Source organism: Oryzomonas japonica, assembly GCF_008802365.1.
Lineage (GTDB): Bacteria > Desulfobacterota > Desulfuromonadia > Geobacterales > Pseudopelobacteraceae > Oryzomonas > Oryzomonas japonica.
Window position 1 is genome coordinate 26281 of sequence record NZ_VZQZ01000003.1, and the last position, 25176, is coordinate 51456.

General features: G+C 59.6%; 19 protein-coding genes, 1 pseudogene and 1 riboswitch. Of the genes and pseudogenes, 19 read left to right on the forward strand and 1 reads right to left on the reverse strand.

Translation table 11 applies throughout. The features are described from left to right. The first annotated feature begins 51 nt into the window (after window positions 1–51). From F6V25_RS05875 to F6V25_RS05935, 13 genes are all read left to right on the forward strand, one after another. The gene (locus tag F6V25_RS05875; protein WP_151127693.1) at window positions 52–1059 is read left to right on the forward strand and encodes an MBL fold metallo-hydrolase; all 1008 of its coding nucleotides are present in this window, start codon (window positions 52–54) and stop codon (window positions 1057–1059) included. A 13-nt stretch (window positions 1060–1072) separates the two neighbouring features. Beyond that, a complete protein-coding gene (locus tag F6V25_RS05880; RefSeq protein WP_191966090.1) occupies window positions 1073–1264 on the forward strand; it encodes a cupin domain-containing protein in 192 nt (63 codons plus the stop codon). 25 nt (window positions 1265–1289) lie between these two features. Continuing rightward, window positions 1290–1625 (forward strand): cupin domain-containing protein, encoded by a 336-nt coding sequence (locus F6V25_RS05885; RefSeq protein WP_151127694.1) that lies wholly within the window; start codon window positions 1290–1292, stop codon window positions 1623–1625. Window positions 1626–1687: 62 nt separating this feature from the next. Continuing rightward, window positions 1688–2617, forward strand: a complete 930-nt coding sequence (locus F6V25_RS05890) for a DMT family transporter (RefSeq protein ID WP_151127695.1) — start codon at window positions 1688–1690, stop codon at window positions 2615–2617. A 65-nt stretch (window positions 2618–2682) separates the two neighbouring features. Continuing rightward, window positions 2683–4140: an RtcB family protein gene (locus tag F6V25_RS05895; RefSeq protein WP_151127696.1), complete on the forward strand. Its 1458-nt coding sequence runs from the start codon at window positions 2683–2685 to the stop codon at window positions 4138–4140. 17 nt (window positions 4141–4157) lie between these two features. Further along, window positions 4158–4589: an archease gene (locus F6V25_RS05900; protein WP_151127697.1), complete on the forward strand. Its 432-nt coding sequence runs from the start codon at window positions 4158–4160 to the stop codon at window positions 4587–4589. 307 nt (window positions 4590–4896) lie between these two features. Then, on the forward strand, window positions 4897–7014 hold the full coding sequence (gene ovoA, locus F6V25_RS05905; RefSeq protein WP_151127698.1) for a 5-histidylcysteine sulfoxide synthase: 2118 nt from the start codon (window positions 4897–4899) through the stop codon (window positions 7012–7014). 142 nt (window positions 7015–7156) lie between these two features. Beyond that, the gene (locus F6V25_RS05910; protein ID WP_149306775.1) at window positions 7157–7360 is read left to right on the forward strand and encodes a SlyX family protein; all 204 of its coding nucleotides are present in this window, start codon (window positions 7157–7159) and stop codon (window positions 7358–7360) included. Between the two features lie 124 nt (window positions 7361–7484). Further along, window positions 7485–7564: riboswitch (cyclic di-GMP riboswitch) on the forward strand. Window positions 7565–7683: 119 nt separating this feature from the next. Beyond that, window positions 7684–8178 (forward strand): chemotaxis protein CheW, encoded by a 495-nt coding sequence (locus tag F6V25_RS05915; RefSeq protein ID WP_151127699.1) that lies wholly within the window; start codon window positions 7684–7686, stop codon window positions 8176–8178. Between the two features lie 47 nt (window positions 8179–8225). Next, a complete protein-coding gene (locus tag F6V25_RS05920) occupies window positions 8226–9452 on the forward strand; it encodes an EAL and HDOD domain-containing protein (protein WP_151127700.1) in 1227 nt (408 codons plus the stop codon). Window positions 9453–9528: 76 nt separating this feature from the next. Beyond that, the gene (locus F6V25_RS05925; RefSeq protein ID WP_151127701.1) at window positions 9529–11148 is read left to right on the forward strand and encodes a methyl-accepting chemotaxis protein; all 1620 of its coding nucleotides are present in this window, start codon (window positions 9529–9531) and stop codon (window positions 11146–11148) included. 249 nt (window positions 11149–11397) lie between these two features. Continuing rightward, a complete protein-coding gene (locus tag F6V25_RS05930; protein WP_151127702.1) occupies window positions 11398–12825 on the forward strand; it encodes a nicotinate phosphoribosyltransferase in 1428 nt (475 codons plus the stop codon). Window positions 12826–12827: 2 nt separating this feature from the next. After that, window positions 12828–13409, forward strand: a complete 582-nt coding sequence (locus F6V25_RS05935) for a nicotinamidase (RefSeq protein ID WP_151127703.1) — start codon at window positions 12828–12830, stop codon at window positions 13407–13409. 490 nt (window positions 13410–13899) lie between these two features. Here the strand turns inward: F6V25_RS05935 and F6V25_RS05940 are convergent. Next, window positions 13900–14929, reverse strand: a pseudogene (locus F6V25_RS05940) (IS3 family transposase); the annotation flags it as partial. Window positions 14930–15363: 434 nt separating this feature from the next. On the opposite strand from F6V25_RS05940, the gene F6V25_RS05945 reads away from it, so the two are divergent. The 6 genes from F6V25_RS05945 to F6V25_RS05970 are packed head-to-tail and all read left to right on the forward strand — an operon-like array spanning window position 15364 to window position 25068. Beyond that, window positions 15364–18903 carry a PAS domain S-box protein gene (locus tag F6V25_RS05945; protein ID WP_151127704.1) on the forward strand — a complete coding sequence of 1180 codons (3540 nt, stop codon included), beginning with the start codon at window positions 15364–15366 and terminating at the stop codon, window positions 18901–18903. Beyond that, the gene (locus F6V25_RS05950) at window positions 18900–21275 is read left to right on the forward strand and encodes a PAS domain S-box protein (protein WP_151127705.1); all 2376 of its coding nucleotides are present in this window, start codon (window positions 18900–18902) and stop codon (window positions 21273–21275) included. The genes F6V25_RS05945 and F6V25_RS05950 overlap by 4 nt, the downstream gene beginning before the upstream one ends. Beyond that, the gene (locus F6V25_RS05955) at window positions 21272–22090 is read left to right on the forward strand and encodes a response regulator (protein WP_151127706.1); all 819 of its coding nucleotides are present in this window, start codon (window positions 21272–21274) and stop codon (window positions 22088–22090) included. The genes F6V25_RS05950 and F6V25_RS05955 overlap by 4 nt, the downstream gene beginning before the upstream one ends. Then, entirely contained in the window at window positions 22090–23055 is a 966-nt protein-coding gene (locus F6V25_RS05960) for an HD-GYP domain-containing protein (RefSeq protein WP_246166981.1), read from the forward strand. Before F6V25_RS05955 ends, F6V25_RS05960 begins: the two co-directional genes overlap by 1 nt. Beyond that, complete coding sequence (nosR, locus tag F6V25_RS05965) at window positions 23052–24380, forward strand: response regulator c-di-GMP phosphodiesterase, NosR family (protein WP_151127708.1); 1329 nt, start codon at window positions 23052–23054, stop codon at window positions 24378–24380. Before F6V25_RS05960 ends, nosR begins: the two co-directional genes overlap by 4 nt. A 25-nt stretch (window positions 24381–24405) precedes the next feature. Beyond that, on the forward strand, window positions 24406–25068 hold the full coding sequence (locus tag F6V25_RS05970) for a GTP-binding protein (protein WP_151127709.1): 663 nt from the start codon (window positions 24406–24408) through the stop codon (window positions 25066–25068). Window positions 25069–25176 lie beyond the last annotated feature (108 nt).

Consider the following 25176-nt stretch of genomic DNA (forward strand, 5'->3'; position numbering starts at 1 on the left):
TCGGAGGTACGCTTGAGTCATGGCAACAACATCCAATGGAGGTACACAACCATGATCAAAGCACGAGTAACTCGAACAATCGCTACAGTGGGGCGCATAGTTGCGGTTTTTTCTGCCGCCGCTATCCTGCTTGCGCCTGTTGTCTCTCAGGCAGCGGCCCCTCAGGTCAAAACCCAGGCGCCCGGTTATTACCGGATGATGCTGGGAGATTTCGAAATCACCGCAATCTCGGATGGGACCGTGACGTGTCCACTCGACAAACTGCTGACGAATACCACGCCGGAAAAGGTAAAGGATGTGCTGGCGCGTAATTCCCTGACGCCCCAATACGAAACCTCGATTAACACGTTTCTGATCAATACCGGAACGCGGCTCCTGTTGGTAGACACCGGCGCCGGGCACCTGTTCGGCCCGAAGGCGGGCGGCCGGCTGGTCAGTAACCTGCGGGCCGCAGGATACAAGCCGGAAGATATAGACGCAGTGCTGCTCACCCATATCCATGGTGATCATTCAGGCGGGCTGACGATTGACGGCAAGGCCGTCTTCCCCAATGCGCTGATCTATGTGGATAAGCACGAAGCGGACTTCTGGCTCGACAAGGCCAATGAGGCCGGTGCGGAGGCGAGGCATAAACATGCTTTTGTCGAGGCGGCTACCGCATTTGCGCCGTATCTCGCGTCCGGAAAACTGCGGACGTTCGGAAACGGCACGGAGCTTTTTCCCGGCATTCGCACTCTTGAGACACCGGGGCATACCCCAGGGCATAGTTTCTATGTCGTCGAAAGCCGAGGTCAAAAGATGCAGTTATGGGGAGATGTTGCCCATGCGGAAGAGGTCCAGTTCCCGTCCCCGGAGGTAACGATCGCGTTCGATGTCGATGCGCCTGCAGCCGCCAAACAGCGCATAAAAGCCTTTGCCGACGCGGCCAAACGGGGCTACTGGGTTGCTGCCGCGCACTTCCCGTTTCCGGGCATCGGCCATGTCCGCAGGGACGGCAAAGCCTATGTCTGGGTTCCGGTCAATTACAGTTTTGCTGGTTTGCAGGATGCTCCTTACTGAGTCGTCCCTGAAAATGTCTGAATTTGCTCCCGGCACGCTGCATGTGGTCATGGATGGCGGCAGCGAGTTCGCCTGCCGGCCGGGGGATGTGTCGCTTTTGCCCAAGGGGTATGATGCCTGGGTGGTTGGCAATGAGGCGGCCGCCGTGGTAGACTTCCTGGTCATGGTAGGCTGCATCTGGGCAGCCGCTGACCTGGGGCGATAGGCATAGGCAGAAAGGAGATGCGGCCATGGGCAGATTCACCGACATCAATGCGCAAGAGTGGAAGACGGTGCGGCCGGACGTTGCCCAGGGGGTGCTGGGCACGACCATCCTCAACGAGGGAATCACCATGACCGTGACCCGCGTCTTGCCGGGGAACGGCTTTACGGCACATCGCGACGCCTATGGGCACCTGCTCTACTTCCTGTCCGGCTCGGGCGTAGTCGGGGTGGCCGGTGAGGAAACAGCCATACGGCCGGGGCTGGCGGTTCGCATCCAGGGGGGTGAAGAACATTATTACCGCAATACCGGGACAGACGAGCTTACCCTGGTGTCGGTCAACATCCCCGGGAATGGCCGTTAGCAACCTGGCGGATACTCTTCGCAGATACTGAGGGAATACTATGATCGGGGGCCAACATCAGGGTGACGAATGACCCACAGCACACCGGCAGGGCAGGGATTTATTTCAAGCTGGTTCTGACGACCTTTTTCTGGGGCGGCACCTTTGTGGCCGCCCGCTTTGCGGTGCATGAAGCGCCGCCGTTCTTTGCCGCAAGCTGCCGTTTTGCGATCGCGGCCGTGGTGCTGATGGCGCTGGTGGCCCGGCAGGCGCAGCGCAGGGGAGAAACCGTGCCGGTGCCCCACAGCCTCCGTGAGGTGCTGGCCCTCTCCTCCCTCGGCCTGACCGGAATCTTTTGCTACAACGCCTTCTTTTTCAGCGGCCTGAAGCTGACCGGCGCGGCCAACGGCTCCCTGATCGTCGCCATCAATCCGCTGCTCACGGCAGTGTTGTCCGCCTGGTGGCTGCGGGAGCGGATCAGGCCGCTCCAGGGTGTCGGGCTGGCGGTCTCCCTGGCCGGCGTCGGGGTGATCGTCACCCGTGGCGATCTCGGCGTGCTCCGCACCCTGACCTTCAACCACGGCGATCTGCTGTTGCTCGGGGCGCCGCTCAGTTGGGCGGCCTATTCGATTTTGGGCAAGCGGGCCATGGGCACCTTTTCGCCCCTGGTGGCGACCGCCTATGCCGCCCTGTCCGGCACCCTGCTCCTGATCCCCGCCGCCGTACTGGAGGCGCTGGGCGGGGCCGGGCCGCACCGTTTCAGCATCCTGGGGTGGGTGGCCATCCTGCAACTGGCCCTGCTCGGCACGGTGGCCGGCTTTGTCTGGTGGTACGAGGGGGTCCAGGCCCTGGGAGCCAGCCGGGCGGCCCTGTTCGTCAATCTGGTGCCGGTCTTCGGCACCCTGTTGGCGGCCCTGCTGCTGGGGGAACGGCTCGGGTGGCCCCAGTTGTGGGGGGGGATGCTGGTCATCGCCGGGGTGTGCGGCGGAACGGTCCGCCTGAAGGCTGGCTGAGCGGCGTTCACCGGTTGTGCTATACTTCATTCACAGAATCGTATCCCCGGAAGGAGGAGTATGCCATGTCCCTTCCTCCCCAACTACGCAAGGTTGCCCCCACGGTCTGGGAACTCCCCGTGTCATACAAGGACGGCATGCTGGTCCCGGCGCGGATCATCGCCACGGAAGGGCTGTTGGCCGGCATGGAGGCGGGGGTCTTTGAGCAGACGGCCAACGTGGCCTGCCTGCCCGGTATCCTGAAATACGCCTACTGCATGCCCGACGGCCACTGGGGGTACGGCTTCCCCATCGGCGGCGTGGCGGCCATGGACCCGGCCTGTGGCGTGATCTCTCCCGGCGGGATCGGTTTCGACATCAACTGCGGCATGCGCCTGGTGCTGACCACCCTGACCGAGGAGGAGGTGCGGCCGCGCCTGCACCAATTGGTGGACCTGATGTTCGCCCGCATCCCCGCCGGGGTCGGCTGCACCGGTTTCGTGCACTGCTCCCGCAGCGAGTTCCGCCAAGTGCTGGAGAAAGGCTCCCATTGGTGCCGGGAGAAAGGCTATGCCTGGCCCGAGGACCTGGATATGACCGAGGAGGGGGGCTGCTTCGGCGGCGCCGATCCTGACGCGGTGAGCGACAAGGCCATCGAGCGGGGCTTCGACCAGATCGGCACCCTGGGCTCCGGCAACCATTATTGCGAGATTCAGGTGGCCCGGCCCGAAAATATCTTCGATGCCGCCACGGCCCGCGCCTTCGGCATCACCATCCCCAACCAGGTGGTGATCATGTTCCACTGCGGCAGCCGCGGTTTTGGCCACCAGGTGGCCACCGACTACCTGCAAAGCTTCCTGCGGGTCATGACCGCAAAGTACGGTATCAAGCTCCCTGACCGGGAGTTGGCCTGCGCACCGTTCCGCTCCCCCGAGGGGCAGGCCTACTTCGCGGCCATGAAGTGCGCCGTCAACATGGGGTTCGCCAACCGCCAGGTGATCCTGCATCGCCTGCGGGAGGTGTTCTCCCAGGTGTTCCACCGTTCCCCCGAGGAGTTGGGGATGCGCATGGTCTACGACGTGGCCCACAACACGGCCAAGCTGGAGCGTCATCTGGTGGACGGCACGATGCGGGAGGTGCTGGTGCACCGCAAAGGGGCCACCCGCGCCTTCGGCCCCGGCATGGCCGGCATCCCCGACTGCTACCGCGAGACCGGCCAGCCGGTGATCATCGGCGGCAGCATGGAGACCGGTTCCTACCTGCTGGCGGGAGAGGCGGGGGCGGCGGCCACCTTCTTCACTACGGCCCACGGCAGCGGCCGTACCATGAGTCGCCACCAGGCCAAGAAGATGGTCACGGGGCAGAAGCTCTTGGGCGAGATGGAGCAGCGGGGGATTTACGTGCGTACCGATTCCTGGGGCGGCCTTGCCGAAGAGGCCGGCTTTGCCTACAAGGATATCGATCTGGTTACCGCTGCCACCGAAGAGGCCGGGCTCTCCCGGCGGGTGGTCAAGCTGGTGCCCATGGGCAATATCAAGGGGTAAGGGGGAGCGTACCAGCCATGCCCTTCAGGTTCCTGGACGACATCGCCACGGCCGACGTGGCCTTCGAGGCGTGGGGGAAGACGCGGGAAGAACTGTTCGCGGCCGGCGCGGATGCCCTGCTGAGTACCATGGTCCATGACCCCGAGGCCGTGGAACGCCGGGAAGAGACGGTTGTTACGGTGGAAGATACGGCTCTGGACCTGCTGCTCTTTTCCTTCCTCCAGGAGTTGGTCTTTCTCAAGGATGCCCGGCGGCGGCTGTTGCACCCGGAGAAGGTGAGGATCGCAGAGGAAGGGGGACGTTTCCGGCTGGAATCGGTCCTGCGGGGCGAGAAGATCGACCGGCAGCGGCATCCCCTGGTGGTGGATGTCAAGGCCGCCACCCTGCACCGCTTGCGGGTCGCCTGTGAATCCGGGATCTGGCGCGCCGTCGTGGTGCTGGATGTGTAGCCCTGCATAACACGGCAGGCATTTTGTTATTCCTGAATCCGTGACGCCTCCATGCCGCACTGTCCGGAAGGCCTCAGCCTTTGCCTCTAAGAAGATGCCGGCAACCCATCGGAGGGCCGGCAGCATGAGTGACGTGCCACGACAGGGGCGACGTGCGGGCTCCGGCTCTTCCGAACAGTGCGGCATTCCGGCCTCGCGGATTCAGGTTATTTCCTTCAAGCAGGCTGTATCGCTTGCCGCTTGCCCCTCTTGGGGTATACTGCTCTACGCACGAGTCATCTTCCGTCATGAAGAGAGAGGATATGCCATGGACCTTAAGAATACCCGCACCACCATCCTAGATCAGGGGGACCCGGAGCAGAAACGGGCCGAGATCCTGGATTATTTCCATAGAACGTTCGACATCGACGAGAATCTCTACGAGACCCTCCGGCACGACGACACCTTTTACCTGCGAGCCGACCGGCTGCGGCACCCGCTGATCTTCTACTTCGGCCATACCGCAACCTTTTTCATCAACAAGCTGACCATCGCCAAGGCGATCGACAGCCGCATCAATCCCCGCTTCGAGTCCCTGTTCGCCGTGGGGGTGGATGAGATGTCCTGGGACGACCTGGATGCCACCCACTACGACTGGCCGACCCGCCAGGAGGTCAAGGAGTACCGCGACAAGGTCCGGGAACTGGTGGACGGCCTGATTCGCCGCCTGCCGCTCAAACTGCCCATTACCTGGGACGATCCGTTCTGGGCCGTCATGATGGGCATCGAGCACGAGCGTATCCACCTGGAAACCTCGTCGGTGCTGATCCGTCAGTTGCCCATCGACCAGGTGGTGCAGCTTCCCTTCTGGGCGATCTGCACCGAGGCGGGGGAACCACCGGAAAACCGGCTGCTTCAGGTCGCGGGGGGCCCGGTGGTCCTGGGCAAGGCCGCGGATCATCCGCTCTACGGCTGGGATAACGAATACGGCCGCCACGAGGCCACGGTAGCCGGGTTCAAGGCTTCCCAATGCCTGGTATCCAACCGGGAGTTCCTGGCCTTTGTCCAGGCCGGGGGTTACGGGGAGCGGCAGTGGTGGACCGAGGAGGGGTGGAACTGGCGGGAGTTCAAAGGGGCCGAGCATCCGCTCTTCTGGATCAAAAACGATGGCGGCTGGAAGCTGCGTACCATGGCCCTGGAGATCGATCTCCCCTGGAACTGGCCGGTGGAGGTCAACTTCCTGGAGGCCAAGGCCTTTTGTAACTGGAAGGCGACCGCTGCCGGCCTCCCCATCCGCCTACCGACCGAGGACGAATGGACCCGGCTCCGGAACGTGTGCGCCATCCCGGACCAGCCTTGGTGGGAGAAAGCGCCGGGCAACATCAACCTGGAGTACTGGTCGTCGTCCTGCCCGGTGGACCGTTTCCGTTCCGGCGATTTCTTCGACGTGGTGGGCAATGTGTGGCAGTGGACCGAGACCCCCATCTACCCCTTCCACGGCTTCCGGATTCATCCGTGGTACGACGATTTCTCAACCCCGACCTTCGATACCCGCCACAACCTGATAAAGGGGGGCTCGTGGATTTCCACCGGCAACGAGGCGACGCGGGATGCGCGCTATGCCTTCCGCAGGCATTTCTTCCAGCACGCCGGGTTCCGTTACGTGGAGAGCACAGCAGCGGTGGAGGTTCATCAGGACCAGTACGAGACCGACACCCTGACGGCCCAGTATTGCGACGCCCACTACGGGGCGGAACACTTCGGCGTGGCCAACTTTCCGGCGACCTGTGCAAAGCTCTGCCTGGAGGCGATGGCGGGACGCTCTAAGGGGCGAGCCCTGGACCTGGGGTGCGCCCTGGGGCGTGCCTCTTTCGAACTGGCCCGGGGCGGCTTTCAAGAGGTGACCGGGCTGGATTTTTCCACCCGCTTCTTCCGCCTGGCGGCCCGGATGCAGGAGGAAGGCTATCTGCGCTACGCCTTCCCGGAGGAGGGGGAAATCCTCTCGTTCCACGAGGTCGGCCTGGCCGACTTGGGATTGGAGGGAGGGCGCGACCGGGTGGAGTTTTCTCAGGCCGACGCCTGCAACCTGCCGGAAAAATTCACCGGCTACGACCTGGTGCTGGCGGCCAACCTGATCGACCGGCTCTACTCGCCCCGCCGTTTCCTCTCCACCATCCACGAACGCATCAACCCGGGTGGGGTGCTGGTGATCACCTCTCCCTACACCTGGCTGGAGGAGTTCACCAAAAAAGAAGAGTGGCTCGGGGGGTACAAGGATGCGGGCGAGAACGTTACCTCGCTGGAAGGGTTGAAGAGTGCCCTGGCCCCCCGTTTCCGCATGCTGGGCGAACCGCGCGACATCCCCTTTGTGATTCGCGAGACCCGGCGCAAGTTCCAGCACACCATTGCCGAGATGACCGTATGGGAGTTGAAAGGAGGTTGTTGAAAAACAGCCGTCAGACCTTTGTCCTCGAAAGCCCTTTCGTGCGGCGTAGCGCCGCTACGCCTCCTCAAGGCTTGCGAGGGGGCGGCGATCTGGTTATTTTTTGAACAATCTTGATTTTTCACAGTCTACTATGGAGGGAACCATGAACGAACGGATTACCGAACTGGAATTGCGTTTCATGCAGCAGGAACACACCATCCAGGAATTGAACGACACCGTCTGCCGCCAGGAGATGACCATTGAACGGCTTGTACGGGAGCAGAGCCTGATTCGCGAACAGCTCCGCCTGTTGGCGCCTTCCATCAACCGTAGCGCCGACGAGGAGGAACCGCCACCCCATTACTGAGGGAATAGGGTGACACCTAATTAGTTTATTAATAAAACATTTATAATTTGTTTTAACCATGGATTAGTGGTATACAACTTTACTTTCGTATTTTTCCTAGTGTATTTTTAATCGTTAATCAATCTCATCGAAGAGGCAAAACCAGGGTAACCTGGCGACGCAAAGCTACCTGTCCAGTTTCGACTGGATAGAGGGGCCGCCGAAGTGACACAATACGACCATTGTGACAAGGCCCACCTTTGCGTAAAAGGTTGGGCCTTTTTTTGTAACATGAGCATTATCCCTGTCTGCGGTTTGGGCGCGGAGCGCCGAAAGGAGAGTCAATGTCGAACGCACTGGTACCGATAACAGGGGCTGGCGGGTCGAGTGAGCTGGCCCAACTGGTCAGCTTCAGCATCTGCAACGAGGAATACGGGGTTGAGGTCCTGAAGGTGCGGGAGATCATCCGCATGACCACCATCACCCACATGCCCAACACCCCGCCCTACGTGGAAGGGGTCATCAACCTGCGGGGCAAGGTGATCCCGATCATGTCCATGCGCAAGCGGTTCGGCCTGGCCGAGACAGCCAACGACAGCCAGACCCGCATCATCGTCATCGACATCGCCGGGTCCCTGACCGGCTTCATCGTCGACTCGGTGGCGGAGGTGATCCGCATCACCGGCAGCGAGATCCAGCCGCCCCCCAGCATGACCAGCGGCGGCCTCGAACAGGAATTCATCGTCGGCGTCGTCAACCGGGCCGACCGCATGCTCATCCTGCTCGACCCGGACAAGATGCTCTCCCGGACCGAACGGGAGTACCTGGGCGAGTGCTGACCATGACGGCCCCGGACGTGGGGCCCGCAACCAGACAGAGGAAAACAATGCACGATGAAGCATATCTGATCGGCCGACAGCCGATCCTGAACGGACGGGAAGAGATAGCGGCCTTCGAGCTGCTCTTCAGGTCGCCGGACTCGGTCACGTCCGCCCGGTTCTCGAGCCCGCTGCAGGCCAGCTCCCAGGTAATCGTCGCCACCCTCTCCGCCATGGGCATCGAAATGCTCCTGGGCCGGCAGCACGGTTTTGTCAACGTAGACACCGAGCTCCTCATGAGCGACGTCATCGAACTTCTGCCTCCCGAGCGGATCGGACTGGAACTGCTGGAAAACGTCGAACCCCACCCCGAAATCGTCAAACGGTGCCGGGCGCTCAAATCCCGGGGCTACCGGCTGGTCCTGGACGACCACGAATACAGCCCCGCCTTCGAGCCCCTCTACGCCGGCCTGGTGGACATCGTCAAGATCGACCTGATGAAGACCCCCCTCACCGACCTCCCTGCCATGGTGGAACGCCTGCGGCGCTACCCGGTCAAGCTGCTGGCCGAAAAGGTCGAAACCCGTGGCGTCTTCCTGCGCTGCCGCAGCCTGGGCATGGAGCTGTTTCAGGGGTACTTCTTCGCCCGCCCCAGCCTGATCCAGAAACAACGGGTGGCAAACGCCCTCACCGGCTTCCTCACCCTCATGCAGCAACTGGCCACCGACGCCGAGACCAGTGAGATCGAAGCCACCTTTAAGGAAAACCCGGCCCTGGTCTACAAACTCCTCATGCTGGTCAACTCCGTCGCCGCCGGCCTGCACGAGAAGATTCGCACCATTCGCCACGCCCTCACCATCATCGGACGGCAGCAACTCAAACGATGGGTGCAGATAGCCCTCTTCGCCGGCGACGGCCGCCAGGGCGCCGACAACCCGATCATGCACCTGGCGGTGGCCCGTGCCACCTTCATGGAAGAGCTGGCCCGCACGCCGCCGCGCATCGACACGTGCGCTCCCGACGAAGCGTTCATGGTCGGCATCCTCTCGGTGCTGAAGGACGTGTACGAAATTCCCATGGACGAAGTGGTGACCAGCCTGGGACTTTCCGACGACATCCGCAACGCGTTATCGGACCGCAAGGGTGAGATGAGCGTCCTGCTCTCCCTGGCCAAAATGCTTGAGGAGAACGCCTTCGACGAGGCCGCTGAATGCTTCGAGGTGCTGGGCATCCCGCTCCTGTCGGTGCTGGACTGCCAGAGAAAGGCCTTCAATTGGCATGTGGGGGCGGCGTGACACCCTCGTGTCATGCCGGTAAGCAGAAAAAAATTGCATTGTTATTGGCGCTGAAGTCATATTCCAGGAGGTAGTAATGAAAAATCTGACCATCGGAGCCCGCCTGCTGGCGGGATTTTCTATCGTTTCGCTCTTGCTGGTCATCGTGATCGCCACGGCGGTCAACGGTCTCTACACGAGTGGCGACCAGCTTGAAAACGTCAATCGCGTCAGCGACCTGAGCGCCAGGGTCGCAAAAGCGCAGATGAGCCTCAAAAACATCGACGAATCCATCAAGGGGCTGATCCTGGCCGACACCCCCACGGACCGGGAAAAATTGACCGCCCGCATCGAGGAATATCGGAAAACATATCGCGACAATATTGCCTTTGTCGAAAAAAACACCAAGACGCCTGAAGGTAAAAAGCTTATTGAAAAACTTAAAAATGTCGCTGTTGCTGGGGATGCGGTTCATAAAAAACTCACTGATGCGGCCCTGGCCGGTGATGCCGCCCTGTTCAAATCCCTGATGAACAGTGAGGGAGAAGCGGCAATCGGGCGGATGACCCAGGCCGGCGACGCCTTGCTGGATTTTTACGAAAACCGGGTCAACCTGCGGGTGGCGAGCGCCAAAGATGCGGGCAAAACGGCCATGGAGGTGATGTATGGCCTTGGAGTGGTGGCACTTATCCTGAGCATCCTGACCGCTTTGGCTATCACCCGCAGCATCAGAGGGCCTTTGGGCGAGATCGTGGGCTCCATTACCCATATTGCCGACGGGGATCTGACCTGCCGCGTCGCGTATGAGAGCAGGGATGAACTGGGGCAGCTGTGCTCCCATTTTAACGACTTCGTCGGCAGGTTCCAGAACATCATGCTCCAACTCATCACCGATGCCAGCAAGGTCGCTTCGGCGTCAACGCAACTCATGAGTACGGCGCACCTGATGGCTGAAGGCTCCGAGGAGGTCGTCGCCCAGGCCAGCACCGTTGCGACAGCCGGCGAGGAGATGGCCGCGACCTCCAACGACATCGCCCATAACTGCCATATGGCGGCCGAAAGCGCCCAGCGCGCCAACGATGCCGCAGTGGAAGGCTCCGGCGTGGTGCAGGCGACGGTCGCCGTTATGGGCTCGATAGCGGAGCGCGTCAAGAGTGCGGCAAAGACCGTCGAGTCCCTGGGCGCACGCTCAGACCAGATCGGCGCTATCGTCGGGACCATCGAAGATATTGCCGATCAGACGAATCTTCTGGCCTTGAACGCCGCCATCGAAGCGGCCCGTGCCGGCGAGCAGGGACGCGGTTTTGCCGTTGTCGCCGATGAAGTCCGGGCGCTTGCCGAACGGACGACGCGCGCAACCAAAGAGATTTCGGACATGATCAAGTCCATTCAAAGCGAGACCAAAAGCGCTGTCTCAGCCATGGAAGAGGGCAACAGCGAGGTTGAACGGGGAACAGAGGAGGCCGGCCGTTCGGGGAAGGCGCTTGGGGATATTCTGGAGCAGATCAACGCCGTCACCCAGCAGGCGAACCAGATAGCCACCGCCGCCGAAGAACAGACCGCTACGACCGGCGAGATCAGCAGCAATATGATGCAAATAACCACCGTTGTGCAAAGAACCTCGCGAGGCGCGGGTGAAACGGCAGAAGCAGCCAAGAGTCTGTCGGCCATGTCGGAGGAGTTGCAACGCATGGTCAGCCAGTTCAAAGTGACGTAAATCAGCCATCGCTTGCCACCCGGAAAGCGTCCCGGGCATGCTCGGGTGCTCTTGACGCGGGAATGAAAAGCTTGTAGGTTTGCACGAAACGGCCAAAGGGGGTTGCGGGATTCTTTCCGCATCTCCCTTTTGCGTTATGGTTGCCGGTTGCCGGCGACGCCATGGTATACTTCACCGGAAGGCCCGGTGCACGAGCCCGTGGTACACGGGTACCGGCGATTATTACTGCTGTATCCCAGGAGAAGCATCATGCGCTATTCACCTCTTTTGACCGATCTGTACGAACTGACCATGCTGGCCGGCTATCTGGATGAGGGGATGGCGGAAAAACAGGCCGTATTCGACCTCTTTTTCCGCACCAACCCCTTTGAGGGGGGCTATGCCGTTTTTGCCGGTCTGGAGCCGGCCCTGGAGTTTCTGGAAGGTTTGCGTTTTTCAGAAGAGGAACTGGCCTATCTGGCGGGACTCGGCCTGTTCTCCCCCCGCTTTATCGATTTCCTGCGTGGCTTCCGCTTTCGCGGCCGGGTGACCGCGCCGCCGGAGGGGACGCTGGTCTTCGCCAACGAACCGATTCTGACGGTGGAGGGAACTCTGGCAGAGGCACAGCTTGTGGAAACGGCGCTCCTTACCATCATCAGCTTTCAGACTCTGGTGGCGACCAAGGCGGCGCGCATCTGCCGTGTCTCCGGTGGGGCCGAGGTGATCGAGTTCGGCCTGCGGCGCGCCCAGGGGCCTGACGGCGGGCTTTCCGCGTCCCGGGCCGCCTGTGTGGGGGGAGCCGGCAGCACGAGCAATGTCCTGGCCGGCATGGCTTTCGGCCTGCCGGTGCGGGGGACCCATGCCCATAGCTGGATTCAGGCCTTCCCCGACGAACTCACCGCTTTTCGCGCCTATGCCAAGGTCTTCCCCGACGCCACCATCCTGTTGGTCGACACCTACGATACCCTGGGAAGCGGCATGCCCAACGCCATCATCGTGGCGCGGGAATTGCGGGAGCAGGGCCATGAGCTGCGGGGCATCCGCATCGATTCCGGCGATCTGGCCTACCTGTCCCGCGAAGCGAGGAGGATGCTGGACGAAGCCGGCTTTCCGGATGCGCTCATCGTGGCATCCAACGAGCTTGACGAGTATGTGATCGAGTCCATACGCAACGAGGGCGGGCGGATAGATGTCTACGGGGTGGGCACCAAGCTGGCAACCTGCTCCGGGGCGGGCGGCGTTTCCCTGGGCGGGGTCTACAAGCTGGTCCGGGTTGATGGGCACCCCAAGCTGAAGGTGACCAGCGACATGGCCAAGGCAACCCTGCCGGGGAAGAAACGCCTCCTGCGGGCAACCGGCCCGGATGGTGCTTTCATTCAGGACGTGATCTGCCTGGCAGAGGATGACCTGCAGCCGGGCGAAACGGTCTATGACCCGACCAACCCGCTGCAGCACAAGATCCTTCCCGAAGGTGCCCAGCTGTCCGATTTGCGGCAGGTGGTCATGGAAGAGGGGCGCCGCACGGTTGCCGTGGAGCCGCTCGGTGCCATGACCGCCCGGTGTCGGCGCGAACTGGCCCTGCTCCCCCAAGGGTGCCAGCGTTTCATCAACCCCCACCGCTACAAGGTCTCGGTGTCTCCCCGCCTGAATGAGTTGCGCTGCCGGCTGATCAGCGAAGTCTGCAAAAAGGGGGCATAGCCATGGAACGTGGCAGTGCGCTGTTAATCGTGGATGTGCAGAACGATTTCTGCCCCGGCGGGGCGCTCGGCGTGCCGGACGGCGACCGGGTGGCGGTGCCGCTCAGCCGGGCTGCGGAACGGTTCAGGGAGGCCGGGCTGCCGGTATTTGCCAGCCGCGACTGGCATCCCGCCGTGACGAGGCATTTCAAGGAGTACGGCGGGATGTGGCCGCCCCACTGCGTGCAGGGGAGCACGGGGGCTGATTTTCACCCCGCTCTGAGCCTGCCGCCGGGCACGACGGTTATCTCCAAGGGGACCGCACCCGACAGCGACAGCTACTCGGCCTTCGAAGGGACCCGCGAAGACGGGGCGACTCTGGGGGCGTGCCTTGCCGCTCTGGGAGTGGGCCATCTCTATATCGGCGGCCTGGCCACCGACTACTGCGTGCGCTCGTCGGCCCTGGATGCCGTACGGGCGGGCCTCACGGTGACGCTATTGACGGATTGCGTGGCCGGGGTTGAACTGCAACCGGGGGACTCGGCCCGGGCCCTGGAGGAGATGGCGGAAGCCGGGGTGCGGTTTGCCACGGTTGACGGGATATAGTGCCCCAGGACGACGATATCCCAAAGAACAGCTTGGCGCCGGTTCCCCCCTTTGACAAAGGGGGAAGACAAACAGTACCTTTGTTTTGGTCACAGTTCCGTTTTTTTGTAAGCAAGTGACCTCACTGATACAATTTTTTCTGCATCAAAATGATACAATGAAAGGCTCCCAAGCAGGTTTTGGGGCCTTTTTTTTATGGGAAAATAGAAGGTTGAGGGTGGGTGAAAGTTTTATGTTAATTTTATTAACACTTTGATTTTGCGTTCAAAATTGAGTTTGCGGGGTGTAGAAGGGCAAGAAAAAGTGCACAGAGATCGGCGGTGTTAACGGGTAGGTTGAAAGTATGTAGAATGTAGAGCTGACCCTTAGAGGGGGTATTTTCGTGGGGTAGAAGGGATACGTGAAGGGACGGAGGAGCCGGCAGGAGCGTGGGCGACCGCTTCCATCGCCTGATTGAAAGAGTAATTGGTGCCTGACCCTTTATTGCCCCCCGCAGCTCATTGTAATCGTTCCGCCACCAGTAGGTCGCTTCCCGTACCTCGCTGAGATTGTTGAAGAGATACATTGAAAGCAGTTCTTCTCGATACGTGCGGTTGAATCGCTCGATATAGGCGTTCTGGTTCGGTTCTCCTGGCTGAATGTACTGAATAGCCATCCCGTTCGTTTCAGCCCAGGCAACAAAGTCGCCGCTTAGGAACTCAGGGCCATTGTCCGCTCGCAGGACATTGGGAAGGCCCCGCTCAGGGCGTAGCCGTCCAAACACACGGACCAGTCTTGTGCCGGTAAGAGATGTATCGATTTCCACGGCCAGGCATTCATGGTTGAAATCATCACTGACGTTGAAAGTTCTGAACCGCCTTCCGGCATAGAGTGCATCGCTCACAAAGTCTGCCGACCATGTCTGGTTCGGTTGCTGTGGCACGAGCAGGGGCTGTTTGATGCGCTGCGGCAGCCTCTTCTTGGTCCTGCGCTTCTGGTTAAGCCGAAGGGTGCAATAAACGCGGTACACCCGCTTATGATTCCATAGCTGGCCAAGCCGCCGCAAGGCTTTGAAACATTCCCAGAAGCCCCAGCGAGGGTGGCGTCCAACGGGGGCATTAAGAGCCTTGATGACGTCCTGATCCGCTTCAGAGGCGGAAACCGGAACTCGGTAGTAAGCCGCACGAGAGAGTCCGATACAACGGTAACTACGCTGCACGGACAGCCTGTGTTCAGCGACGAGATAGATTGCTGCATCTCGCTTCTCGGGCGGCCCAGAGCCTTTTTTCGATCAGATCTTTCAAAGCGTGATTCTCAAGGGCCATGTCAGCATACATGCGCTTGAGACGGCTCAGTTCAGCTTCCATCTCCTTCATCCGCTTGAGATCGGAAGCAGACATACCGCCATACTTTGATTTCCAATTGTAGTAGGTCGCGTCGCCGATGCCATGCTTACGGCAGACATCCTTAACAAGCATTCCGGCTTCAGTTTCTCTGAGAATCGAAATGATCTGGGTTCCGGTAAATCGTGATCCTTTCATTTGAACCTCCTGGTCTTAATAATGCCAGAAAGCTCTACTTTGGGAATGTCTCAATTCAGGGGGAGTTTACGAAAGGCTTTCGCTGCGTTTATGAAGGCTGCACTGTCCCCTGAGAGTATTGAAATATACAAACCTGTCAGGCCTTTTCCTGTATACGTTACAGGGATAGACCTTTCAACTCCCAGACAATATGTATACAAGAGTAGAACCAGTTATTTCCTGCCATGATACATCTTTGTTAAAAACCGCTCCTTGGAGGTCATCTAGGTTAAGCGATGGACTGGATGTTGCAGTAATGTAACCATACAAACACTGGGGTTTTTTATAGTAATCGTCTGGTCTCTCGTAAAGCGCTTTGCTCACCCCGCCGCATTTGACTAATCGCCATTCTGGGATACACTATATTCCACAATTGATCCTTTGGTTGAGGTGTTATGCGGACACTCCTCTCGACAAGATGGTCGCTACGGGTCAAAATTACCGTATATTTCCTTGGGTTGACCGTGGCGGTGTTTTCTTCCTCCTTGTTGTTGACCATATTTCTCATTCATTCCCAACTCAAGCTGGCCATTGCGGATCACCAGAATGCCGAACTGGCGGAGATTGCCGCCCAGGTTGACGATCGGCTCAAACTGGCCCTGCGCCAGCTCGGGCGCATGGCTGCCGCGCTCTCTCCTGCCGACATGGGCAGCCCCGACAAACTCCAGCAGATTCTCGACCATGAAGATAATCTCCGGGAGTTCTTTGACGGCGGTTTTGTGGCTGTTTCACCCGATTTCCGTTTGTTGGCCGAGAGCCCTTTTATCCCTGACCGTCGCGGCGTCGATCTCTCCTCCCGCGATTTCATCAGGCGAACCGTTGAGACCGGCCAGCCACTCGTCTCCACCCCCTATCGCCAGAGCATCGGAACGCACGATCCCTCCATCGCTTTCACCGCGCCGATCAAGTCTCGGGACGGTACACTGCTGGGGGTGCTGATCGGCCGGCACAACCTGCTCAAGGGGTCTTTCCTGCAGTCGGTCGTCAAAACCACTGTCAAGGGGACCGGCTATTTTTATATTTTCAGCAAAGAACGCACAATGGTCGTGCATAACAACCCGGGCCGGATTATGGAAACCATACGACCAGGCATGAATGTCGGCATTGACCGGGTCCTCCATGACGGTTTCGAAGGCTCCATGGATAATGTCAATTCCCACGGGGGCGCCGGTATTTCATCCTTCCGGAAGCTCCAACAGGCCGACTGGATCCTGGCATCCCATGTCTCGGACAATGAAATATACACTCCCATACGGGCGACACAGGGCACCGTGATATCGGCTTTTGTCTTCATCGCACTCTGTTCCGTTGTTTTGGTCTGGCTGGTCATGGGGCGCATAACCAGACCGTTGCAGATGGTCGTCAACCATATCGGGGCCATGTCCGACAAGCGGGGAGAGGAGCGTCTGCTGCCCGAGACGTTGAACGGCGAACTGGGGAGCCTTGCCCATGCTTTCAACGAGTTGATCGCCAATGTGGACGATCAGCAGGAGGTGCTGCGCATCTCCCATGAGACCTACCGCATCGTTGCCGAGTTTACCGCCGAAGTCGCTTTCTGGCTTGATCCCGACAATCAGATCCAGTACATATCGCCCAACTGCCTGGAGTTGACCGGCTACAGCGAAGGGGAGTTTCATAACCGGCGCGGCCTGGTGGAGCAAATCATCCACCCGGACTACCTCGATCTCTGGCATCGGCATATCCACGAATATGATGAGGAAAGCGGCAAACAACGCCAGATAGAGTTGAAGATCATCGCTAAAAACGGCGAGGAACGTTGGGTTACCCATCTGTGCCACCAGGTGTACAACACGCAAGACGTGCTGTTGGGAACCCGTGGCAATTTCACGGACATCACGCCACTCAAGCAGTTGCAGAACCGACTCCAGGAGCAAAAGGAGTTTGCCGAGAACTTGGTTGGGAAGGCTGCGGTGCCGCTTTTTGTCTTGAATGCGCAACATCGGATCATCGTCTGGAACAGCGCCATGGAGACCCTCAGCGGCTTGCCGGCCTCCGAGATGATCGGGACAAACCGCCAGTGGGAGCCATTCTACGACCATGAACGTCCGGTCCTGGCAGATTTGATCCTTTCGGGAGAAATCTCCTGGGTCGCGGAATTTTACGACAGGTTTCGCGATTCGCTCCATGTCAACCAGGGGCTACAGTCCGAGGGGTGGTATGAAAATATCGGCAATAAACGCCGCTATCTCTTTTTTGATGCCGCTCCGGTGATGAACTCCAGCGGCGAGATCATCGCCACAATAGAAACGGTTCTCGACATCACGGACCGCAAGCTGGCCGAAGAAGAACAGCGCAAGCTTTCATGGGCAATCGAGGAAAATCCCTGCTCGATCGTGATTACCAATCCCCTGGGGGACATTGATTACGTGAACAAGAAGTTCTGCGAACTGACCGGCTACGATATCGCTGAGGCGATCGGCCGCAACCCGCGGATACTCAAGTCCGGCGAAATGCCCCCCGAGGTGTACGAAACGCTCTGGAAAACCGTATCGTCAGGTAGGACCTGGCATGGGGAACTGCTCAACAAGAAAAAGAACGGTGAATTGTATTGGGAACTGGCATCCATTTCCCCCATCAAGGATGAGGCTGGGCATATCACCCACTATCTGGCGGTCAAGGAGGACATCACCCAGCGCAAGCAGTATGAGCAGGAGTTGGCCAAGAGCCGGGCGGAACTACAACAGAAGCATACTCAGCTCTCGGAACTTTTTGTGCAGATAGATCTGGCCAAGCAGGAATGGGAGGACACCATGGACTGTGTGTCGGATCTGGTGCTGATGTGCGACTCCTGGGGCAGGATACGGCGGTGCAACCGGCCGGTGTGCGACCTGGCCGCCCGCGACTACAATCGGATCATCGGTGAAGACTGTATTGACCTGCTCAACGAGATTGGCATGGACATGAGCAACTATGACGGGATGAGCGGGCACCTGGTGTACAAAGGGGGGCAGCGTCACTTCGAACTGCTGTCGTTTCCGCTGAAAAAGCAGGGAGCCGACGAGATGAGGGGTATCGTGGTCAGTCTTCACGATGTCACCAGGTCGCTGAAGATGTCCCAAGAGCTGGAGAAGGCGTACGCTGATCTGAAGGAGACGCAGATGCAGGTCTTCCAGCAGGAAAAAATGGCTTCCATCGGCCAGTTGGCGGCCGGGGTGGCTCATGAGATCAACAACCCGATGGGCTTTATCTCCAGCAATCTTTCCACGCTGCGAAAGTATCTGGACAAGCTGGGGGCATTTGAAGCCGCGGTCCTGGACACGGTCAGGTCCTGCGGCGATGAAGCCTCGCTGGCGGTCATCGCCGACCTGCGGAAATCCATGAAGATCGATTTCATCCTGGGGGACGTGGGCAGCCTGCTGGATGAGTCCCGCGAGGGTGCGGACCGGGTGCGGCGGATCGTTCAGGATCTGAAGAGCTTCTCGCGGCTTGACGAGGTCGAGTACAAGCCGGCGGACATCAATGAATGCCTGGACAGCACGCTCAATATGCTCCGCAGCGAGATCAAGTACGTGGCCGATGTTGTCCGCGATTACGGCGACCTGCCCATGATCAACTGCTACCCGCAGCAGTTGAACCAGGTGTTCATGAACATCCTGGTCAACGCCGCCCACGCCATAGAGGGGCATGGCGAGATCACCGTCCGGACATCCCTGGCGGGGGACGCGATCAGGATCGTCATCTCCGATACCGGCACGGGGATTGCGCCGGAGCACATAAAGCGCATCTTCGAACCTTTTTTCACCACCAAGGAGGTCGGTAAGGGAACCGGATTGGGGCTTTCCATCAGCTATGACATTGTCAAAAAACATGGCGGCGACATCAGCGTCGCGAGCGAAGCCGGCAGGGGGACAACGTTTACCATCGTGCTGCCGCTGGTCAATCCTACCGTTTCCGAGGGTGAGGTCGTGTCATGAAGAGTACGGATGTTGCATCGGCCATAGGCGAAGCATGCCATGCCAACAACGAGAGGAATGAATTTCTCACCCTCTTCGAAAACCTGCCGGATCCGATCTTTTTTGTGGACCGGGAGTTGCGCATTGTCCGCATCAACCAGGCCGGTACGCAGTTGATCAGGTTCGACAGTCGTGCCGAGCGGATGTTCAACGAGGACGGCACCGGGGATATCCAATTTCCGTGGTTCAACGATGAATTGAACCTCTTTCTGGGGACCCAGGATACGGTTTCCGGTTTCCAGACATGGTTCGAAACCGGTACCGGGCGGCGCTTTTTCCAGATCAAGTTCAAAAGGATGACGAACGCGGGCGGAGTATTTTCCGGCGTCATCGTAACCCTGTACGACAATACCGCCACCCAACGGCACAGCGAGATACTGCAACGCTTCAGCATGCTGTACGAAAACACCCGGGACATCATGTTTTTTGCCGATGAACAGGGTGCGATCTTCGAGGTGAACCAGGCCGCCATCGCTCGGTACGGCTATTCGCGGGATGAGATGCTCTCGCTCTCTCTCCGGGATTTGCTGGCGCCTGACAATCGTAATTCCGATATCGGAGCCATTTTCGAGGCTTCAGTGTGCAATCCGTTGCACGAGTCGCTCCATGTCTGCAAGGACGGCAGCCTCTTCCCGGCAGAGGTAAGTTGCAGTAAAGAGAGGGTCGGCGATGCGCATGTGTTTCTCTATATCATTAGGGACATCACTACGCGGAAGCGCATCGAAACCGCCCTGAAACAGAGCCGGGAGATGCTCCAGTCGATCATCGACAATGTGCCGGCGCTGGTGTACATGAAGGACCTTGCGGGACGCCTGATAACCTGCAACAGCTACTTTGCGGAACTGTTGGGGATATCCCGCGACGACCTGATCGGCAAGACCGGCCACGACCTGTTTCCCCGTGATTTGGCCGAACTCCAGGCCGCCGACGAGCGCGCCGTAATAACCCATTGCAGCTCGATCATGGTGGAGGAGACTATTCGCCATGGGGATGGGGCACACACCTACCTGACGGTCAAGTTCCCCATTCAGAACGAATCCGGCGAGATTACGGCGGTCTGCGCCATCTCCACCGACATAACCGCACGGAAGCTGGCCGAGGAAACGGCGCGCCAGCATCACGCACTGATCGAGGCGATCATCAAAAGTCCGTCTGAAATCATCGTCTTCAGTGTGGACTGCCAGTACCGCTATACCCTCTTCAATCCTGCCCATGCCCAATCGATGCGCGAGATTTTCGGCGCCGAGATCAAGGAGGGGCATATCTGCCTGGACTATTTCGAGACTTCCGTCCGTGAAGAAATCCGCAGCGATCTGGACCGCGCCCTTGCCGGTAACAGTTTTCGTCATACGCGCCGGCTTCTGGGACATGACATCTATTATGAAATCTCGGTCAGCCCGGTCGTACTCCCCTCGGGTGAGATCGTCGGCGCCACCATGTTCGTTTCGGATATCAGCTCCAGCGTGCGCACCAAGAATGAGCTGGCGCTCAAAAGCGAGGAGCTGACCCTGGCCCTTTCCGAACTGAAGGAGGCCCAGGCGCGGGTGATCCAGCAGGAAAAAATGGCGTCCATCGGCCAGTTGGCGGCCGGGGTGGCCCATGAGATCAACAACCCGGTGGGGTACATTACCAGCAACCTGAATACTCTCAAAAAGTACGCCGAAAAGCTGGCCGCCTTCATGGACGCCATGTCGGAAACCATCGAGCGACACGTGGACGCTGCCACGAGGTCGAATCTGGAAGAGTTGAAGAGGCAGGCCAAGATCGACTATGTGATGAAGGACTTCCGTAATCTGATAAGCGAATCCATGGAGGGGGCCGACCGGGTCCGAAAAATCGTCCAGGACCTGAAGAGCTTCTCCCGCGCCGACAGCAACAAGGCCGTCCCCAGCGATCTGAATGAATGTGTCCGGGTGACCGCCAATGTGGTGCGCAACGAGATCAAATATGTGGCGGATCTGGATATGCAACTGGGGGAGATTCCGCCGGTCGTCTGCCATCCCCAGCAGATAGGCCAGGTGGTGATGAACCTGATGGTGAACGCCGCCCATGCCATTGAGCAGAAGGGCACCATCACGGTCACCACCAGCTGTGACGGCTCGTGGGCGAAGATTGTCATTGCCGACACGGGCCAGGGGATTCCGCAGGAAACCATGCAGAAAATCTTCGAGCCGTTTTTCACCACCAAGGAGGTGGGCAAGGGAACCGGCCTCGGCCTGGCCATTAGCCTGGACATCGTCAAGAAGCATGGCGGCGACATCGCGGTGGAGAGCCAGGTGGGCAAGGGCACCACCTTTACCGTACGGTTGCCGCTCGATGGAGAGGTCCGATGAAGAACGAGGAGACCCGCATCCTTTTTGTCGATGACGAGCACAACGTCCTCCATTCGTTGGAGCGGCTCTTCATCGACGAGGGCTACGATATCCATACTGCCGGTTCCGGGGCTGAAGCCCTGAAACTGCTGGAGCGCAATGGCAATTTCAAGCTGGTGGTGTCCGACTACCGCATGCCGGGCATGAACGGCGTCGAATTCCTCGCCGAGGTATGTCGCCGCTGGCCGGAGACGGAACGCGTCATCCTCTCCGGCTATGCCGACACGGGCGCGATCGTGTCGGCCATCAACGAGGGACAGATTTACAAGTTCATCGCCAAACCGTGGAATGACGACGACCTGTTCCGGGTGGTACGCGAGGCCCTGGACCGTTACGAGTTGCGCGAAAAGAACCGCTGCTTGGTGCGTGAGCTGGCAGAGGCCAACAGGGAGCTTGAGATCATCAACAAACATCTGCATGCGCTGGTGGGGGAGCGGGTCCGGGAGGTGATGCTCCAAAATCATCTCCTGACCGGGATTCAGAATATTCTGGATGCGCTGCCGCTGGGGTTTATCGGCAGTGACGGAAACGGCATGATCGTGCAGTGCAATGTCATCGGCGCCCGTATGCTGGCCGTCTCCCGCAAGGAACTGATCGGCGCCGATGCCAGAAGCGTTTTGCCGGCCGAATTGGCCACTATCTATGATGAGTTGAACAAGACCACTCGGGTTGAACGGCAGATAACGCTGACCTCTGGCACGGTTCGGGTAATCGGGTCGCGGATCCGGGTGGATGAGCAGGATGCGCTGGTCATCACGCTTCTGGAGGCCCCCTGATGGCCACGGTATTGTTCGTGGACGACGACCCCGGCATCCTCAAGGCCCTGAGGCGCCTGTTTTACGATTCGGCGCACACCGTCCTCTTTGCGGCCGACCCCCGGGAAGGACTTGCCATTCTCAAGGAACGGGAGTGCGCCGTGGTCGTGTCGGACAACCGTATGCCGCCGGGTGAGAGCGGTATCGATTTTCTCGACAAAGTCCGCCGGCTGGCGCCGGACTCGGTACGGATCATGATGACCGGCTTTGCCGATCTGGCAACGGCCCTGGATGCCATTAACCGTTGCGAGGCCTACCGGTTTGTGGTCAAACCGTGGGATAACCGCCAGTTGGTCGAGTTGGTGGATGAAGCGGCCCTGCGCTATGAACTGCTGGTCTCGTTGCGCAGCGGCGATGAGAGGATCTTCCGCACCTTGGCCCAGGCCATCGAATTGAAGGATCGTTACACCCGCGGACATTGCGACCGCGTGGTCGAGTCGTCGGTCGCGCTGGGACACCGACTCGGTTTGCAGGGGCAGGAACTCACCGACCTCGCCCATGGCGCCATACTGCACGATTGCGGCAAGATCGGCGTGCCGGGGGCCATCCTCAACCACCCCGGCGGTTTGGAGCGCGAGCAGATGGACATCGTCCGCCAGCACCCGGCCTGGGGCGCCGAGGTCGCCCGGCAGGCGGGCGTGTCGTCCATGACGCTCAACGTGATCCTGTACCACCACGAGCATTTTGACGGCCACGGTTATCCGGCCGGACTTGCGGGAACGGACATCCCGCTTGAAGCCCGCATCGTGGCTGCGGCCGACGTCTATGACGCCCTGACGGTCGACCGCCCCTATCGTAGGGCCTTGCTGTCGGAAGATGCGCTGCGTGAATTCATGGCGATGTCCGGATCGGTGCTTGATCCGGATGTTGTGGCGGTATTCATGGCAATCTTGAACGACGCACACTCTCCAGGAGATGCAAAATGAGCGAATTATCCCAGAATCTGGACACACGGGTCACCATCCTCCTGGTCGATGACGAGGAGAATATTTTGCGGGCCCTTCAGCGTCTGCTCATGGAGGAGGAAGAGCTGGATATCGTCACGGCCACCTCCGGCGAGGAGGGGCTCAAGCTTCTGGAAGGGCTCGCGAATGTGGCACTTCTGGTCTCGGACCAGCGCATGCCCGGTATGACCGGAGCCCTGTTCCTGGAGAAGGCCCGCGAAATCGCACCGGATGCCTTGCGCATCATCCTGACCGGCTATGCCGACATCACTGCGGCCGTGGATGCCATCAACCGCGGCGGCGCCTGGCGCTACCTGGCCAAGCCGTGGAACGACGAGGAATTGCTCCGCATCATTCGCGAGGGCGTCGACCGCTATAACATCCTGCGGGAGAATCGCCGCCTCAACGATCTGGTTGCGCGACAGAACAAGGAGTTGGAGGAGTGGAACGCCAACCTGAAACAGCGTATCCTGGCCCAGACCACTGAGATCCGCAAGAAAAACGAAGAGCTCAACGAGGCCAACGGACGCCTTAAGAATGCCTTCGAAGGTGTCATAACCGCCTTTTCGGAGCTGCTCAATCTGCGTGACCAGCGATTTCGCCCCCATGGAAAAAACGTGTGCCGGATGGCCCGCAGCGCGGCCATAGCCCTGCAACTACCGGCTGAAGAGGTCGAGCTCATCGGAATTGCGGCGCTCCTGCACGATATTGGCGAGTTGGGCATCCCCGACGACATCATGGCCAAAGAACCGGAAGAGATGGCATCGGCAGAGCGGGAGGCATACCAACTGCACCCGGTGCGCGGGCAAGCCGCCATCGATGCCATCGAGCAGTTGCGGCCCGCCGGACTGCTGATTCGACATCACCATGAATATTGGGACGGCAGCGGGTTTCCCGATGGCCTTCAGAAGGAGGCGATACCGTTGGGAGCCAGGATCATCGCCTACGCCGACCTGATCGACCGGCAGATGCGCCTGGACAATTCCGAGCTGGGGTTCGGCAGGGCCATGGCGCGGCTGGAGCTTGAACACGGCAGAACGCTCGACCCCCAGTTGCTGGGACTCTTTCGGGCTGCCGCCAAGGAAACCTACATCCATCTGGACTGGCGCGAAGACCTGAAAGAGCTGGAGTTGCAGCCGATCAATCTCCACGACGGCATGCGCCTGGCACGGGATGTGGTCAGCGGCACCGGACTGTTACTGCTCGGCCGGGGTGAGGAGTTGGACGGAGCCCGCATAGCGGCCATCAGGCGGTACTACCGGATCGACCCGCCCAAACAAGGGGTCTTTGTGCTGGTAACGCCATGATATCCGCTTGCCTGATGGGGGACCGATGATAGAGTATGACGAACAACAGAGGAAGCTGGTTCTGAAACTGGTCTACTACGGGCCGGCCCTCTCGGGCAAGACCACCAACCTGCTCTGTCTGCACGACCTGTTGAGCAACGAGGGGCGGGGGGAACTGATGGTCTTGGACACGGTGGACGACCGTACCATCTACTTCGATCTGCTGCCGTTTTTCTATGTGTCGCCGTCCGGGTTCCGCATCAAGCTCAAGGTCTTCACCGTGCCGGGCCAGGTGCGTCACGACGCTACCCGCAAGGCTGTGTTGCAGCGGGCCGACGGGATCGTCTTCGTGGCGGATTCCCAGAAAGGCGAGATGGCCAATAACGCCGAGAGTTTCGCCAACCTGGAGAGGAATCTCTCCTTCGTGGGGCTGGCCATCGGAAAGCTCCCCCTGGTGATCCAGTTCAACAAGCGCGATCTGGACGCGATTATCACCCCGGAGGAGATCAGTGGGACATGGGGGCCGACCGGCTTGCCGGTGGTGCTGGCCTCGGCCCTCAGGGGTGACGGCATCGTGGAAACCTATGAGCAGGTCGTGAGCCTGATCTACGACGCCCTCGACAGCCGGCTGGGGCTGACCTCCCGCTTGGGGGTCGAAAAGGCCGACTTTCTCCGCAGCGTGACCAGACGCCAGCAAGGATACCAATAATCCTTGAATCGACAGGTAGGGCACAAAGCCGCAAAGACACAGATAAAAACACGGGGTTTTCAACAAAGATCTTTCACCGAAACGGAGAATCACCAATACGCACCCTCA